At 56.1% G+C, this 15,096-nt stretch carries 12 protein-coding genes and 1 pseudogene; 10 read left to right on the top strand and 3 right to left on the bottom strand.

The annotated features are described in order from the left end of the window. Nucleotides 1-124: 124 nt before the first annotated feature. From J5289_RS20735 to J5289_RS20715, 6 genes and pseudogenes are all read left to right on the top strand, one after another. Nucleotides 125-1,174 (top strand): HWE histidine kinase domain-containing protein, encoded by a 1,050-nt coding sequence (locus J5289_RS20735; RefSeq protein WP_209207403.1) that lies wholly within the window; start codon nt 125-127, stop codon nt 1,172-1,174. A 390-nt stretch (nt 1,175-1,564) separates the two neighbouring features. Further along, nucleotides 1,565-2,038 carry an HWE histidine kinase domain-containing protein gene (locus J5289_RS29745; RefSeq protein WP_307877443.1) on the top strand — a complete coding sequence of 158 codons (474 nt, stop codon included), beginning with the start codon at nt 1,565-1,567 and terminating at the stop codon, nt 2,036-2,038. Further along, nucleotides 1,999-2,289: a hypothetical protein gene (locus J5289_RS29740; protein ID WP_307877445.1), complete on the top strand. Its 291-nt coding sequence runs from the start codon at nt 1,999-2,001 to the stop codon at nt 2,287-2,289. The genes J5289_RS29745 and J5289_RS29740 overlap by 40 nt, the downstream gene beginning before the upstream one ends. A 483-nt stretch (nt 2,290-2,772) precedes the next feature. Continuing rightward, entirely contained in the window at nt 2,773-5,193 is a 2,421-nt protein-coding gene (locus J5289_RS20725) for a methyl-accepting chemotaxis protein (RefSeq protein WP_209207404.1), read from the top strand. 115 nt (nt 5,194-5,308) lie between these two features. Beyond that, nucleotides 5,309-5,827 (top strand): annotated as a pseudogene (locus J5289_RS20720) (zinc-binding dehydrogenase); the annotation flags it as partial. A gap of 508 nt (nt 5,828-6,335) precedes the next feature. Further along, on the top strand, nt 6,336-6,596 hold the full coding sequence (locus tag J5289_RS20715) for a hypothetical protein (protein ID WP_209207405.1): 261 nt from the start codon (nt 6,336-6,338) through the stop codon (nt 6,594-6,596). A 66-nt stretch (nt 6,597-6,662) separates the two neighbouring features. Here the strand turns inward: J5289_RS20715 and J5289_RS20710 are convergent, their stop codons facing one another. Next, nucleotides 6,663-7,388: a Crp/Fnr family transcriptional regulator gene (locus J5289_RS20710; RefSeq protein ID WP_209207406.1), complete on the bottom strand. Its 726-nt coding sequence runs from the start codon at nt 7,386-7,388 to the stop codon at nt 6,663-6,665. Between the two features lie 999 nt (nt 7,389-8,387). On the opposite strand from J5289_RS20710, the gene J5289_RS20705 reads away from it, so the two are divergent. The 3 genes from J5289_RS20705 (at nt 8,388) to groL (ending at nt 11,866) form a co-directional block, all read left to right on the top strand. Then, the gene (locus tag J5289_RS20705) at nt 8,388-8,894 is read left to right on the top strand and encodes a DUF427 domain-containing protein (RefSeq protein ID WP_209207407.1); all 507 of its coding nucleotides are present in this window, start codon (nt 8,388-8,390) and stop codon (nt 8,892-8,894) included. A 980-nt stretch (nt 8,895-9,874) separates the two neighbouring features. Beyond that, a complete protein-coding gene (gene groES, locus J5289_RS20700; RefSeq protein WP_219276622.1) occupies nt 9,875-10,171 on the top strand; it encodes a co-chaperone GroES in 297 nt (98 codons plus the stop codon). A 69-nt stretch (nt 10,172-10,240) separates the two neighbouring features. Then, complete coding sequence (gene groL / locus J5289_RS20695; RefSeq protein ID WP_219276620.1) at nt 10,241-11,866, top strand: chaperonin GroEL; 1,626 nt, start codon at nt 10,241-10,243, stop codon at nt 11,864-11,866. A 788-nt stretch (nt 11,867-12,654) separates the two neighbouring features. Here groL and J5289_RS20690 read toward each other — a convergent pair. Further along, nucleotides 12,655-12,915 carry a type II toxin-antitoxin system Phd/YefM family antitoxin gene (locus J5289_RS20690; RefSeq protein ID WP_209207410.1) on the bottom strand — a complete coding sequence of 87 codons (261 nt, stop codon included), beginning with the start codon at nt 12,913-12,915 and terminating at the stop codon, nt 12,655-12,657. A gap of 111 nt (nt 12,916-13,026) precedes the next feature. Continuing rightward, complete coding sequence (locus tag J5289_RS29395) at nt 13,027-13,197, bottom strand: SDR family oxidoreductase (RefSeq protein WP_257625536.1); 171 nt, start codon at nt 13,195-13,197, stop codon at nt 13,027-13,029. Between the two features lie 363 nt (nt 13,198-13,560). Here J5289_RS29395 and J5289_RS20680 point away from each other — a divergent pair, with 363 nt between their 5' ends. Next, entirely contained in the window at nt 13,561-15,093 is a 1,533-nt protein-coding gene (locus J5289_RS20680) for a UxaA family hydrolase (RefSeq protein WP_209207411.1), read from the top strand. The last annotated feature ends 3 nt before the right edge of the window (nt 15,094-15,096 follow it).

The following is a 15,096-nucleotide window of genomic DNA, read 5'->3' as shown; positions in this document are numbered from 1 at the left end:
CGGACGGTGAAACGAGTTGTGCGATCCATGGTCGTTCTGGGAGAGGCGCAGCGAAAGGCAGAGCGAAGGAAACAAATGGCAGCTGTCACGTTGAGCTGAGGTAGTCATAATAAATGGTGTCATATTGACCAACGACGAGAAGCCCGCGGGCGACATAACCGTCTCCAGCTTGAGTGCATTGTCGCCGAGCGCTGACCTAAAAGACCTCTACTCGATCGCGTTCGAGCGCTCGCGGACACCCATGGTGATGGCCGATGCTGGCCAGGGGCAAAACCCGATATTATTCGCCAATAAGGCTTTCCTCGAGCTCACGGGTTACGCCTTGTCTGAAGTCGTCGGCAGGGACTGCCGGTTTCTCCAGGGTCCAGCGACATCCAAAAGCGTGACCTCTACTATAGGCGCGTCCATCCGGTCGGGTGTCGACGTTGCAGCGAATCTGTTGAATTACCGAAAAGACGGCAGCGAATTTTGGAACGAGCTTCACATTAGCCCGATCCGCAATGACAAAGGCGAGATCGCATACTTCTTCGCTTCCCAGATGGATGTCACTGAGTTGCGTCGAGTGGCTGGCCTGGAGGCCTCTGAGCGGCGTCTGCTTAGAGAGGTGGATCACCGCGCGAAAAACGTTCTCGCTGTCGTCAATAGCATTGTTCGCCTGAGCAAGGCGACCGACCCAAGTCGTTATGCAAGCGCGGTCCGTGATCGCATTCAAGCGTTGGCGGACGTCCACACCCTGCTCGCCGAGAAGGGATGGGATTCTATTTCACTCGAGGAAGTTGTTCGTCAGCAGTTCACGGCATTCGGACCACATACGGTCCAGCTTGAGGGACCCGGCATAGGAGTTGAAGCGACTGATGCGCAGCCCCTTGCGCTTGTCCTCCACGAGCTGGTGGCAAATGCGACCCACCACGGCGCGCTGGCCAACGAAGCTGGCAATGTGGAAGTTCACTGGAGAAACGTTGAGTCAGGTGGTCTTGAAATTGCTTGGCGGGAAAGAGGACCCGTTGTTCCTGCTGCCACCAGAGCGGCTGGATTTGGCACAGCCTTGATTGATGCTTTGGTGGAAAAGCAGCTGCGAGGAAGCATCAGCCGCGACTGGAGGACTGAGGGCCTGTCGCTGGTAATCCGTCTGCCCAGCGAGCGACCGCTCGATACCGCGCCGACTGTTGGGTGAGTGGTCGTGCTGCGATCTTTTTTGGAGGGTTTGCGATTGGGCGAATTGAACACCAGCGGCTTATCTCGTAGCACTAAATGGTATGGAACTCGACATTGCAACGAGAGGTGGCCATTATCGAAACTGACACTGCGTTTCATCATCAATGGGATACCGACGAACTTCTCCGAGCCGTCGAAGCCGCTGGCGTAACGCTATGGTCCTGGAACGTTGACGACGACACCTTGATTATGGATATCTCCGGCTAGGCACTCTGAGGAGTCGACAACAACAAGCCCGTAACCTTTGAGAGATTATCAGAAAAAATTCACCCCGCGGACCGTGATCGTGTGAGAGCTGCATTCGGCGACGAGGGCCGTCGTGGGGCCCTATGAAATCGATTTCCGCATAATGCTCGATGCTGACATTCGCTGGATATCGGCGCGCGGACAAGGCAACGATGCAGGCATAGTGAAACGTCGGATGGCGGGCATCTTCCTGGATGTCACGGGGCGCAAGCAAGCCGAAGAAGGACATGAGTTGCTGGCGGGAGTAATGAGCCACCGTGTAAAAAACCTACTAGCGGTAGCGTCGGGACTGACACAGATTACCTCCAGGTCCTCCTCATCCATCGAAGATATGTCCAGGCAATTGACACAACGGCTGACCGCGCTTGATCGCGCCCACGATCTTGTCCGTCCTTTGCCGAACTCCCAGGGTAAGGCGGCGCGACTTGGCGATCTCATCACGGTGCTTCTAGCGCCTTACGAGGAGACTAGCGCTTTTGCGGACGTATCGGCGTCTCGGTTCCACGTATGGGGGTTGGCGAGAACGCGGCAAACGCCTTGGCGCTCATTGTTCATGAACTGTCGACCAATTCGTTGAAGTATGGTGCGCTCTCTACATCCACCGGGACCTTGGACGTTTCTGGAGCGACAGCAGATGAGAAGGTGGAGATAACGTGGTCCGAGCAGGGAGGTCCCGAGGTAAAAATATTGATGGGCGCAGGTGGCTACGGCAGCAGGCTCCTACAGCGCACGATCTCCGTAACACTCGGCAACAAGCTTATCTACGATTGGAGTGCTGACGGGCTGTTGGGGAAAATGACTATCGACGGGAACAAAATGGCCCGCTAGGCTGCCTGGCACGACGAAACCCAATCCAGATCCTAAAAAAGACGTTCGTTTTTCTGACGGGCGATCTCCAGCGCTTGTCTGAGATGAAGTTATACGGTTCAGCCTATGCGATGACGAGTGCGAGATCTCGTTCCGACAAGCAGGACAGCAATCGGTCTTGAAATGGAACTGCCTGCGCCAAAGTTCATCAATTCCTCCTTTTTTCTGGGGCGAAAACACAAGGAATTCACAGGCGAAGGAGCCCTTGCGTGACCGTTGTCAAGTATACTATGCCGTTCGATATTGATTTAAATCAAACACATTCGTCCGACTTTTCAAAAGCAGACAGTTTAAAGCGGGGATTGTAGTTTAAAATAAAATTTTCGTCGCATATTTGCGACAGCAGATAAATACAGTCTTATTCAATACTGAGACAATTAACCTTCGCGGGCCACGCTAAAACTCCCAGGCGCGCAATGCGCCAAGACAGAGGAGTAACGGACTGTGCGTATACGATCAATCCAGCTTAAAATTGCCCTGCTCGCGGGCGTCTGCGTCGTTGCGGCAAGCGGCGCATTGGTAGGGTATAGCATCATATCGGCCGCCAACAGTAAGGCATTCGTGGGTGAACACGTCGATACTCTGACGGAAGACAGCACCAAGAACCATCTCAAAACATTGGCTCTTGCGCAGGCCGCGTTGATCAAGTCGCCGCTCGACATGGCATTCGACTCGGCGCGTAACATGGCCCGGATGTTCGAGATATCGGCGAGCAACGACAATGGAGCAGCGACGCCGGTCGGCAAACGCCGCACAGAGTTCAATGCGATCCTTCTCAACGTGCTGAAGGACAACCCACGCTTCAATGGAACGTACAGCGCCTGGGAGCCCGATGCGCTGGATGGGCAGGATCAACTCTTTCGCGACAAGCAGGATGTCGGATCGGATGCGACCGGGCGATTCCTGCCTTACTGGACACGGAGCGCCGATGGCAAATTGGCTGTCCAACCCCTTGTCGAATACGACAGCACAGCGCTTCACCCCAACGGCGTCATGAAAGGTGGATGGTATCTCGGGCCGAAAGGCGGCGGTGGCGAAAGCGTCCTGGACCCATTGCCCTATGTCGTTCAGGGCAATAACGTCTATCTGGCGACGATGTCGGTTCCCATGACCATCGACGGCAAGTTCGTCGGCGTCGCCGGAGCCGATTTCGATCTCACCTTCGTCCAGAAGCTTGCGCAAGATGTAAAGGCATCGATCTACGGCGGCAAAGCCGCTGTCGATATTGTCAGCTACAAGGGCCTTGTCGTCGCATCCAGTGACCATCCGGATGCGATCGGCCGCCCGTTTGACCAGATAAGCTCAGCGGCGACGTCGCAACTCCCATCGATACAAGCCGGCCGCGATACCGTCGAGGGAAATGCCGAAACCTTTACGGCTCTGTCACCCATCGTCATCGGCCGGACGAAAACGCCGTGGTCCGTTATTATTCAAGTCCCGAGATCGGTAGCAATGGCGCAGGCCAAGGCCCTCACATCATCGCTGGCAGACCGTAACAATACCGACACTCTGTTCCAGATTATCGTCGGCGTCATCATTGCAGCCGGCGGCATCGCGGCGATGTGGTTCGTGGCCCGCAGCATTGCGTCTCCCATCAAGCAGATGACGACCGCCATGGGCCGATTGGCGCAGAGCGATGTCTCCATCGAAGTCCCCGGCCTCGACCGGGTCGACGAAATCGGTGCAATGGCTGCCGCGGTCTCTGTCTTCCGAGAAAACGCGATACAAAAAACAGCAATGGAAGAAGAAGCACTGGCCAATCGCTCGATGAGCGAACGGGAGCGCCTGGAACGTGAAGCGGAAAAGGCACGTGAAGCGGCACAATCCCAGTTCGTCGTCGATTCCTTGGCAACCGGGCTCCAGCGGCTGGCCGACGGTGATGTCGCCTATCGGATTTCGACACCCTTCGCCGCCCATCTCGACACGTTGCGTCTCGACTTCAATAACTCGCTGACCAAACTGCATGAGGCGCTACAGGCGGTCATGGAGAATGCTCGCGGCATCGACGGCGGTGCGAATGAGATTCGATCCGCTGCAGATGACCTGGCGAGGCGGACCGAGCAACAGGCGGCCTCCGTCGAAGAAACAGCGGCTGCCCTGGAACAGATCACGACGACGATGCGTGATTCCACCAAGAGGGCGGAAGAGGCAGGGGTTCTTGTCTCGCGCACCAGACTAGGTGCGGAGAAGGCCGGGGAAGTCGTGCGCAACGCGGTGCATGCCATGCATCAGATTGAGAAATCCTCCGGCGAGATCAGCAATATCATTAGCGTCATCGATGAAATCGCCTTCCAGACCAATCTGCTCGCGCTGAATGCGGGCGTGGAAGCCGCGCGCGCTGGAGATGCCGGCAAGGGCTTTGCGGTCGTCGCCCAGGAAGTGCGTGAACTTGCCCAGCGCTCTGCCGCTGCCGCCAAGGAGATCAAAGCGCTCATCGTCACATCCGGAGAGCAGGTGCGTGCCGGTGTCGCCCTGGTCGGGGAAACGGGGAAATCCTTGGAAGTCATGGTCGGCGAGGTTCAGAAGATCAACAGTCACGTCAGTGCCATCGTGGAATCGGCGCGCGAGCAGTCGGTCGGTATTCAGGAGATCAACACGGCCGTCAACACGATTGACCAGGGCACGCAGCAGAACGCCGCCATGGTCGAGGAGTCCACGGCTGCCAGTCACAGTCTGGCCGGCGAAGCCGACGCTCTGAACAAGCTGATCTCGCAGTTCAATCTTGGTGGTCATGGGCTGATCCATCAACCGGTGCGGTTGGCTTCGAACAACCCACGCCCGGTAGCGTCGCCCGCAAAAGTGCTCGGACGCAAGATTGCCAATGCGTTCGGGGCGTCTGCGGAACAGTCCTGGAAGGAGTTCTGAGACCACTGCCGCTGGGCATCTCGTCTGCTCAGCGGTGTCCGCCCGCACCAGGCAGCGGCCACGCATTTTCAATAAGGGTGGCGCGCTGTTCTCATCCCAAGGTGAAGAAAATTCACCGATAGCCCTCGAAGGCAAAACGGATTTGGTGAATGGCGCTGGAGGCGGCGTCGGACATCTGGCGGTTCAGTTGGCGAAGTGGAAAGGCGCGCGCGTGCTTGCTGTCGCGTCCGGCAAGCATGAGGCACTGCTGCGTGACCTGGGTGCGGATCAGATCATTGACTACACCAAGACGACTGCTGAAACGGTCGCCGAGGATGCCGATCTGGTTGTCGATGCCGTCGGCGGTCCGAACATGGAACGCTGATTGACGGTCTTGAAGCAGGGCGGCGCGCTCTATCTCGTCAATCCTCTGGGGTTTTCAGGCTATGACGAAGCGGCACGGCGCGCGATTAGGGTTTCGTCGACACAGGTTCGCTCCAGCGGCACACAACTGGCCGAGGCCGGTCGCTTGCTGGACGGTGGTACCATTCGCGTTATTGTGGACAGCACCTATCCGCTGGCGGACGCATGTGCCGCACATGAGCGCGCCTCTCGCGGCAACGTCCAAGGCAAGATCGTGCTTGTCGCTGCCTGATCGAGACGAACCCGATTGCCATCACGCCGAGGATCTAGCCAGCAGTGAAAGGAACACATCGTGCTTATCGTAACAGGATACGTTCAGGTCGAGGCCTCCCAGCTCGCGCAATTTTGCAACGAGTTCCGGCTTCTCGCGAAGGCTGCGCGGCGCCGGACCGGCAACTCTCCTATCGCGCCGCCATAGACGATCTGCAGAACGATTATTTGCTTGTCGTAGAGCGGTGGGAAGATCAGGCGTCACTAAGTGCTCATTTGGAGGCGGCCGATACGGTGGCGTTCGTCAACCGATGGCGAGGTCGAATGCGAAGCAACATTGAAAAGTATGACGTTTCTAACAAACGTGGCCTTATGGACTGATGGACGGAGAACCTGCCTGTCTCAGCCGCAGCGTTCTTCACAAGTACCTGGGTTCAATTCGTCCAGCTCTGCGCAGCGGGCGGAGTTGGACGCGAAACACTTTTGCCCCTTACCCGTTTCCTTTAAAATCAACGGAAGGAGGCCGCAGATTGCCGAGATATTTTTTCGACCTCTATCGTGTCGACAGCGAGCTTTTCGACGATAAAGGCACAGAGTTTGGAGAGCCTGATGATGCCGTGATTGAGGCTGAAGGAGCTATCCTGGAGTTCTTCGTCGAAAGCTTCAAAATGAGCAAAGAGTTTGATCTTGTGGGTATCCGTATCTGCGACGCCGCCAGCGTTTTGGTTCGAGAGGTTTTGAGCCGGGACATTCTCGCGAACCTAATCTCTCCCGAGGTAATTAGCATTTAAGGCTAGGGAAATTTAGTCGTTGTGTTGGGAGCTGCGGAAAATGCGCGTTGAACCGCCTCGGGTTGGCTAGACGTATCGGCTCGTCACCATCAAACGCTCATACTCACGCTCTGGCACGCCGTAGCAGCCACCTGCGATTTTAAGGATTCTTTCCCGATCGAGAATACGTAGATGCCCTCGTGTCGCTTTTATCAAGCGATCACCCTCCAGGATTTGAATTGCCTCGGTTACGCTGGTGCGGCGTACCCCGAGCATCATCGCGAGAAATTCGTGTGTCAGCACGAGATTATCGCCATCGGTGCGATCGTGGCACATCAGAAGCCACCGGGCCAGACGCTCTCTGACGGAATAGCGGCCGTGTGCCAAGGCCGACTGGGCGATTTGAATTTCGCAGTACTGAACATACCGCAGGAGGAACCAGTGAAGGCTCGGCACATCCTCCAATGATCGAAGGAATTGACTTGCGTCCATTTGAAGCGCTGTTCCGCCCGCCAGCATGAGCGCGCCATTTGGCGTACGAAATGAACCCAGAATGACGTGCGCCGCCGTCATGCCCTCCCAGCCAATATGCCCGACCTCGATGCCCTCATGTTCAATATCTGCGGTCGTTACAATGGAAGCGATGCCACTTTCCAAAAAGTGGACATGTGTGGTCTCCGTGTTTGGCCGCACAATGATATCTCGAAAAGCGAGACCGACCGTCTTAAGATGCGGCCGAATGCGCTCGAAGCCCTCGGCAGGCATCATCTTCAGGAGACGGTTTGTCATTGCATCTTGGGCGAAATCGGACATGGAGGACCTTCCGCAGGGAACAAACTCCCGTCAGCCTCTAATTGCGTCAGCGCGACGGCGGTAATCGCAATAGGGGTGCCGCCATATTCATCTTCTCACCGCCAATAGCGATCCGATTTTCGCAAATCGCAGTTTTTTGTTTACTCCATCGATTGGGAGATCCGCTAATATCAGAGGTGGCTTAAATTTCCATTTGAGAGCGATCCCCAAACCTCCGCAGCCGTTGAGACCGGAAGCTTTGACTTCAAGACCACGCAAGGCTAGTCCCGGCCAGCCCCTTAGCATTTACTCTATTTTACTACGAAAATATCGGCGACGGCCGGGTATGAACAACGCCAACATTAAGTACTTTGCTGGCCGTCGCCCCACAAACGGTGTCGGAGAAAGGCGTGACAATCCAATCTCAGATGGATACATATCTTTGCTCGAGACTGCGGCGTGAAGTCCACTGATCATCGGATATATGTATCGCCTGCGCGTTATTTTGACTGGTATCGTCACAAAGCACTATGGCCTTCTAAAAATATTCTTACAGGACGCAATTGATGCCCCGAGCTGTATCGACCGCTGCTTGTACGGCAGCTCTTGTAGGCTTGTCGGCTTGTGTTAACCCCTCACCGGAGCTGGCGAAAAGCGCAACTGCGGTTCCGTCGTCTGCGCGCGTCATCAGTGGAACTGCCGTACGGGAACGCCTGCGTGGTGCCAAAACCCGCAATGACATGGAGGTTTCAAAGGCTGGCTTCTACGAGCCGAGCATCACCTACGAGATGGCCAATCTTTTGCAGGCGCGGGCGCGGCTGTTCGGAAACCGCCGCGGAAGTGAACGTGCAGCAAATCTGCCCACTTACACCATATGTCCGCGCAACTGTGTATGAAGCGATATAAGCGTGTTCGCCGCAATATTGTCGGCTGCAAGATTCACCCATGTTGCCCCGCGCAACCGTTCAGGCCTTGCAAATAATCGGCGCTGTTGCATGTTCGCTCTGACTGGAGGAAATCATGGCCCAGCTTGCGCACCCCGTTCCCGAACCATGCCTGCCCGGGCAGGAGAGTGTCTGGTCTTTCCCAAGGCCCAGCATCGCCCAGCCGGCGCGCAATCACCTGAAGATCATTTACAACGGCCACGTTCTTGCAGAGACCACTGCCGCCGTGCGCACAATTGAAACAAGTCATCCGCCAACCTATTATTTTCCGGCTGCGGACGTCGATCTCTCGTTGCTTCGCGAAAGCAGCAGCAGGTCGATCTGCGAGTGGAAAGGACAGGCACGCTATTTTGATATCGTTTCTGGCGACAGAATAAGCCGGAACGCCGCTTGGGCCTATTCGCATCCCACGACATCCTTTGGCTTGATCAAGGATTATATTGCCTTTTATCCGCGACCCATGGACCTATGCCTGGTAGACGGCGAGGCCGTCGTGTCCCAGGACGGGATGTTCTACGGCGGATGGATCACTTCAGCCGTGGCCGGCCCGTTTAAAGGCCCCCCTGGGACCGAGCGCTGGTAAATGAGTTCAGATTTCGTCAAGGATTTGGATTTTTGCTATCCACCCATTTTAAGCCGAGACCTTGTATGCTCTGTCGGGCAGCTTCTATCAAACTCGGGATTGAAAGGCAGTCCCTAGAAATGGAAGCACCTATGTAGCCGCCAGTAAAAGGGCGTTGTCATTTCGAACAGTGCGGCGCAATATGTTGTCTTCCCGTGTCGAAGGTCATGAACATGAGGGTTTGTATCTACAAGACCGATGAAGCTCCCGACCTTACGATGTTTCTTCGTGAGGGATACGCGATGCCCTGCACAGAAGAGAGCAGCTGGACGCAGTTAAAGACCATCACAAGGGGCGAAGTCAGTGATGAATTTCTGGCCCAGATGCAGCGCACCGGTCACTGTGTAGTAAGGCTTAGTCAAGTCTCGTCAAGCGATCGCACCGGTCTGACGCCAAACAAGAACCAGAGGAAGGCTAGCATCTATCATCTGGGCAGCCTTCCATCGTTTTTCCGTAGGATGCTGCATAGCTGAGGATTCAACTCCCGTTGCACATGTTCCTGGCTTCTCAGGCCACTTGTCCGAATCTGGTCAAGACCACTCAACAGGCTATGTTTCAGCGGACAAACCTTCCGCGCAGATTACCAGTCTTCGGTGCCGCAATATGTGAAAGCGCTTCGCACCAGCATTTTTAGCAAGCCTCCAACGATCCCTCATTCCGAAAGGGCAGTTGTGCGCTTCGGCGTTTCGCGAGTAAGTGAGGATGCGCTACCGATTCCTAAGTTGCCGCGTTTATGGAGGCATAGTCGGCGCTGAACTTCTGGTCAAAGCAGCGTTTCCCCGTCATGGAGACTTTGAAGCTGTCATGCGGGACACGAGACGTCTGTGCAGCAGCTAACCTTCCGCGCAGTGAGAATGATCGCTGGCACTCCCAGTCAGAGAGTGCTACGCCCTTTTCAAGGGGCAGCCATTTGGCGACGATCCCGGTGAAGGAATCCAAAAATGGCTGATACGAATTTTCGTCCGCTGCACGACCGCGTCGTTGTGCGCCGTGTTGAGGCTAAAGCCAAGACAAAGGGCGGCATCATCATTCCTGACACCGCCAAGGAAAAGCCGCAGGAAGGCGAAATCGTCGCTGTCGGCACCGGCGTTCGTGACGACAAGGGCACGATCATTCCTTTGGACGTCAAGGCTGGCGACCGCATCCTGTTCGGCAAGTGGTCGGGCACTGAAGTCAAGCTCGACGGCGAAGACCTTCTCATCATGAAGGAAGCCGACATCATGGGGATCATCGGCTGATCTGAGCCGCTTTCTTTTTTCATTTCCTTTTCAAAGACCATTGAGCGATACGCTCGGGAGTTTCTTCCTATGGCTGCTAAACAAATCAAATTCGGTCGCGACGCACGCGAAAAGCTCCTGCGCGGCGTCGACATCCTCGCTGACGCAGTAAAGGTCACGCTCGGTCCTAAGGGCCGCAACGTCATCATCGACAAGTCCTTCGGCGCTCCGCGCATCACCAAGGACGGCGTTTCTGTCGCCAAGGAAATCGAACTCGAAGACGAGTTCGAAAACATGGGCGCCCAGATGGTCCGCGAAGTTGCTTCGAAGACCAATGACATCGCCGGTGACGGCACCACGACGGCAACCGTTCTGGCCCAGGCCATCGTTCGCGAAGGCGGCAAGGCTGTTGCTGCCGGCATGAACCCGATGGACCTGAAGCGCGGCATCGATCTCGCCGTTGCCGAAGTCGTCAAGGACATCGTATCCAAGGCAAAGAAGATCAGCACTTCGGATGAAGTGGCCCAGGTCGGCACGATCTCTGCCAACGGCGAAAAGGAAATCGGCCAGTACATCGCTGAAGCGATGCAGAAGGTCGGCAATGAAGGCGTCATCACGGTTGAAGAAGCCAAGACCGCCGAAACCGAACTCGAAGTCGTCGAAGGCATGCAGTTCGACCGCGGCTACCTCTCGCCTTACTTCGTGACCAACCCTGAAAAGATGGTTGCCGAACTGGAAGACGCTTACATTCTCTTTCACGAGAAGAAGCTTTCCAACCTTCAGGCAATGCTGCCGGTTCTCGAAGCTGTCGTCCAGACCGGCAAGCCGCTCCTCATCATCTCTGAAGACGTCGAAGGCGAAGCTCTTGCAACGCTCGTCGTCAACAAGCTGCGCGGCGGCCTGAAGATTGCTGCTGTCAAGGCTCCTGGCTTCGGCGATCGCCGCAAGGCAATGCTCGAAGACATCGCCATCCTGACGGGCGGCACTGTGATCTCCGAAGACATCGGCATCAAGCTCGAGTCGGTTACGCTCGAAATGCTCGGCCGCGCCAAGAAGATCTCGATCACCAAGGAAAACACGACGATCGTCGATGGTTCGGGCCAGAAGTCCGACATCGAAGGCCGCGTCGCGCAGATCAAGGCCCAGATCGAAGAAACCACGTCTGACTACGACCGCGAAAAGCTGCAGGAACGTCTTGCCAAGCTCGCTGGCGGCGTTGCCGTCATCCGCGTTGGCGGTGCGACCGAAGTTGAAGTCAAGGAAAAGAAGGACCGTATCGACGACGCGCTGAACGCAACGCGCGCTGCCGTACAGGAAGGCATCGTCCCCGGCGGCGGTACCGCACTTCTGCGCGCCTCTGTCGTCCTCAACATCAAGGGCGCCAACGACGACCAGACGGCCGGCATCAATATCATCCGCAAGGCTCTGCAGTCGCTGGTTCGCCAGATCGCAGAAAATGCTGGTGACGAAGGCTCGATCATCGTCGGCAAGATCCTCGAAAGCAACACCGACAACTACGGCTATAACGCCCAGACCGGCGAATATGGCGACATGATCGCCATGGGTATCGTCGACCCGGTCAAGGTTGTCCGTACGGCTCTGCAGAACGCAGCCTCGGTTGCCTCGCTGCTGATCACCACCGAAGCCATGATTGCTGAAGCACCGAAGAAGGATTCTGCCAGCGGCAGCATGCCAGATATGGGCGGAATGATGTAGTCATTCGATCGGTTAGATAGTGGGACCCCAAGGGAGAGACATGGAGACATGCTCTCTCCCTTTATTTTGAGCGATACAGGTCGATGTGTGAGACGCCGCTGAATAGCCAAGCCTGTTGAAACGGGAGAAGTGAGATTGCACTGCGTGCCCCTTCGACATGGTCAGAAGGTTTAAACCCGCAACCGGGCGAACCCAGATCAATTCGGATGTCATAATGGCGGGGTCCATCGCGCCCCTGACGCTCGAATTCACGCGAGTCAGATCACTCGCCGAGGTACTTGGCCTGGAATGCCTCGGCGGGCGCCGAGAGAAGGCCACCAAGATTACAAGCTTTAACAGTCGTGAATATCAAGGCGCGACCTGATCGGGGGATTTAACCGCCACTCCGAACGACAAGAAGTGTTTCAAGTTCTTAGTGATGATCGTCAAATTATGAACGCTTGCAGTGCCAGCAATGATCGCGTCTGCAGCGCCAGGCCCATATCCTGCGGATATGGCTTTTGCTTCCAACCTGCCCGACTCAAGTGCGACATCATTGTCGATAGGCAGTATGTGATCGCCGTTTCCAGAGATTAGCCCCAGCAGCCAGCTTCTTATCCCCGCCGCCTTCGCTGTCGCGCCTTTCGCCTCTCACAGCCGAATGCCTATTTCGATCTCGTAAACTGTCATTGCGGACATATAAATAGCGTCTAGCTGGTCTTGCTCATCAGCCCACTTTGAAAAGCTCTCGGACGCGTCGGCATTATATGGCGAAAACAGTGAGATGGCGTTTGAATCGAGGAGGAACCTCACAGGTCAACGTCACGCGAGTTGGTTGGATTGCGAGCGAATACGTCCTCGTCGAGATCGACCGGAAATGTTTTCAGGTATTGAACAAGACTAGGGCGCTCCTTCCGGAGCGCCTTTTTTGCCGCCTCAGCGGCTCTCACGCTGACGAGGACCGCGGTGGCGCGCCCATGACGCGTAATGGTCACGAACTCGCCGCCAGCAGCTTGGTCAATTTGATGCGAGAAAGACGCTTTCGCGACCTTTAAACTAACCGTCGACACTATGGCCTCCTCTAAATCGGGTCACAAGTGACCTATTTACTCATCGGCCCGCATAAAATCAAGATGGTAGTGGACGAGGCAACTGGGGTGCTGCCCTGCGAACACGAGAGATCAGACGTTCAGGCCGAAGGTTCTATCGAAATGATCTTCGGAAATGTCTCCAAGGGGTGCGTATTCCGATAGGCCTGCATTGACGACGAGCACGTCGATCCGGCCTCGGTCAGACCGGATCTGCTCAAAGACGCGCTGAAGATCGGCGTCGTTGCTGGCGTTTGCCTGGATCGTGGTGATGCTAGCTATTCCGCCTGGGTCTGGTTCGCTTTCCGCGCCCTTGCGGCTGTCGCGTAGACTTGTGCTCCCTCTCTGGCGAACCTCTCAGAAACGGCTCCGCCGATGCCACCGACACCGCCCGCAACCAGCACCGAAGATGATCTGCAAAGGATGCCTAATGGTGATTACCAGAGCGTGCGCAATGCGCGATCGATGAGCAGGGGCCGGTAGTCGGGAGAAAGCCAAAATTGAACTGCTAGCCCAAGATGCCCTCCCATCAAGCTCGTCTCCCAATTTTTCTTGACGACAGTGATCTAACATGATTGCTTATTGCCTGCAAAAGTCATTATTTGAAACTGTTTCTAGAAGGCAGCCATGCCCCTTTCGAACTCACCGGTGATCCTTCTCAACGCCCTTGACGACGTAGGCGTGGCGCGTGCCATGGTGAGGGCTGGCGCAGCGACTGGCATTGACGGCCTTGTCGCAGCAGATCAGATCCCGCGTGGTCACAAGATCGCAGTACGTGACATCCCGGCCGGTCAAGAAATCCGAAAGTTCGGCCAGTCGATAGGGATTGCGACGCAATTCATTCCAGCCGGCGGTCATGTGCACCTCCACAATCTTGCCGTCATCGAATCCGAGCATCAGCACCAGTTCAGCGTCGATATCGAGGAAAGGGGCATGCTGCCCGAGACGGCGCGCCGCACGTTCTTGGGCTTTGATCGTGGCGTAGGCGGCATCGGCACACGCAACTTCATCGGCATCATCACAACGGTGAACTGTTCTGCTACGGTTTCCAAGGCGATTGCAGAGCACTTCAACCGGACTGGTGGGCTTGAAGGTTACGACAATGTCGATGGTGTCGTTGCGCTAACCCATGGCGGCGGCTGTGCGATCAATACCAAGGCAGAAGGCTACCTCATGCTGATCCGCACTCTGCAAGGTTATGCGCGGCACCCCAATTTCGGCGGAATCCTGATGATCGGACTTGGCTGCGAAACCAACCAGATCGGCCCGATCCTCGAACACTTCAAGCTGGAGGAAGGCAAGCGCTTGCGCACCATGACGATCCAGCACCTCGGCGGCACACGCAAGACGATCGCGGCGGCCAGCGAGATGATACACGACATGCTGCCGGAGGTGAACGCTGCGAAACGCACGCAACAACCCCTTTCCGGCCTGAAAGTGGCGCTGGAATGCGGTGGTTCTGACGGTTATTCCGGCATTTCCGCAAACCCGGCGCTGGGGTACGCATCCGACCTAATCGTGCGCAATGGCGGCACTTCGGTCCTCGCTGAAACGCCGGAAATCTATGGCGCCGAGCATCTGCTGACCAGTCGTGCTGCAACCCCGGCCGTCGCAGAAAAGCTGCTGTCGCGGATTGATTGGTGGCGTGATTACACAAAGCGAAACGGCGCTGAACTCAACAATAATCCATCGCACGGCAACAAACTGGGCGGATTGACAACAATCCTCGAAAAGTCATTGGGCGCCGTTGCTAAGGGCGGCACCATGCCGTTGAAGGCCGTCTACGAGTATGCCGAAATCGTCACTGAACCCGGCTTAGTCTTCATGGATACGCCCGGATACGATCCCGTCGCGGTAACGGGCCAGGTGGCCGGCGGCTGCAATGTCATTTGTTTCACGACCGGCCGCGGTTCCGTCTCCGGCTTCAAGCCTGCTCCCTGCATCAAGATTGCCACCGACAGCGAAATGTATGAACATATGCAGGAGGATATGGATATCAACTGCGGTGGCATTGTTACCGGCGAGGATACGATTGAGGCTGCGGGAGAGCGGATATTCGAAGACATCATTGCCGTCGCATCGGGCAAGAAGACACGGAGCGAAATCTACGATTACGGCGACAACGAATTTGTTCCGTGGCAGGTCGGCGCGGTGACCTGACCA

This window comes from Rhizobium sp. B230/85, from assembly GCF_019355735.1.
Taxonomy (GTDB): Bacteria; Pseudomonadota; Alphaproteobacteria; order Rhizobiales; family Rhizobiaceae; genus Rhizobium; species Rhizobium rhododendri.
The sequence above is the reverse complement of the archived record's forward strand: the minus strand, read 5'-3'. Positions and strand labels throughout refer to the sequence as shown.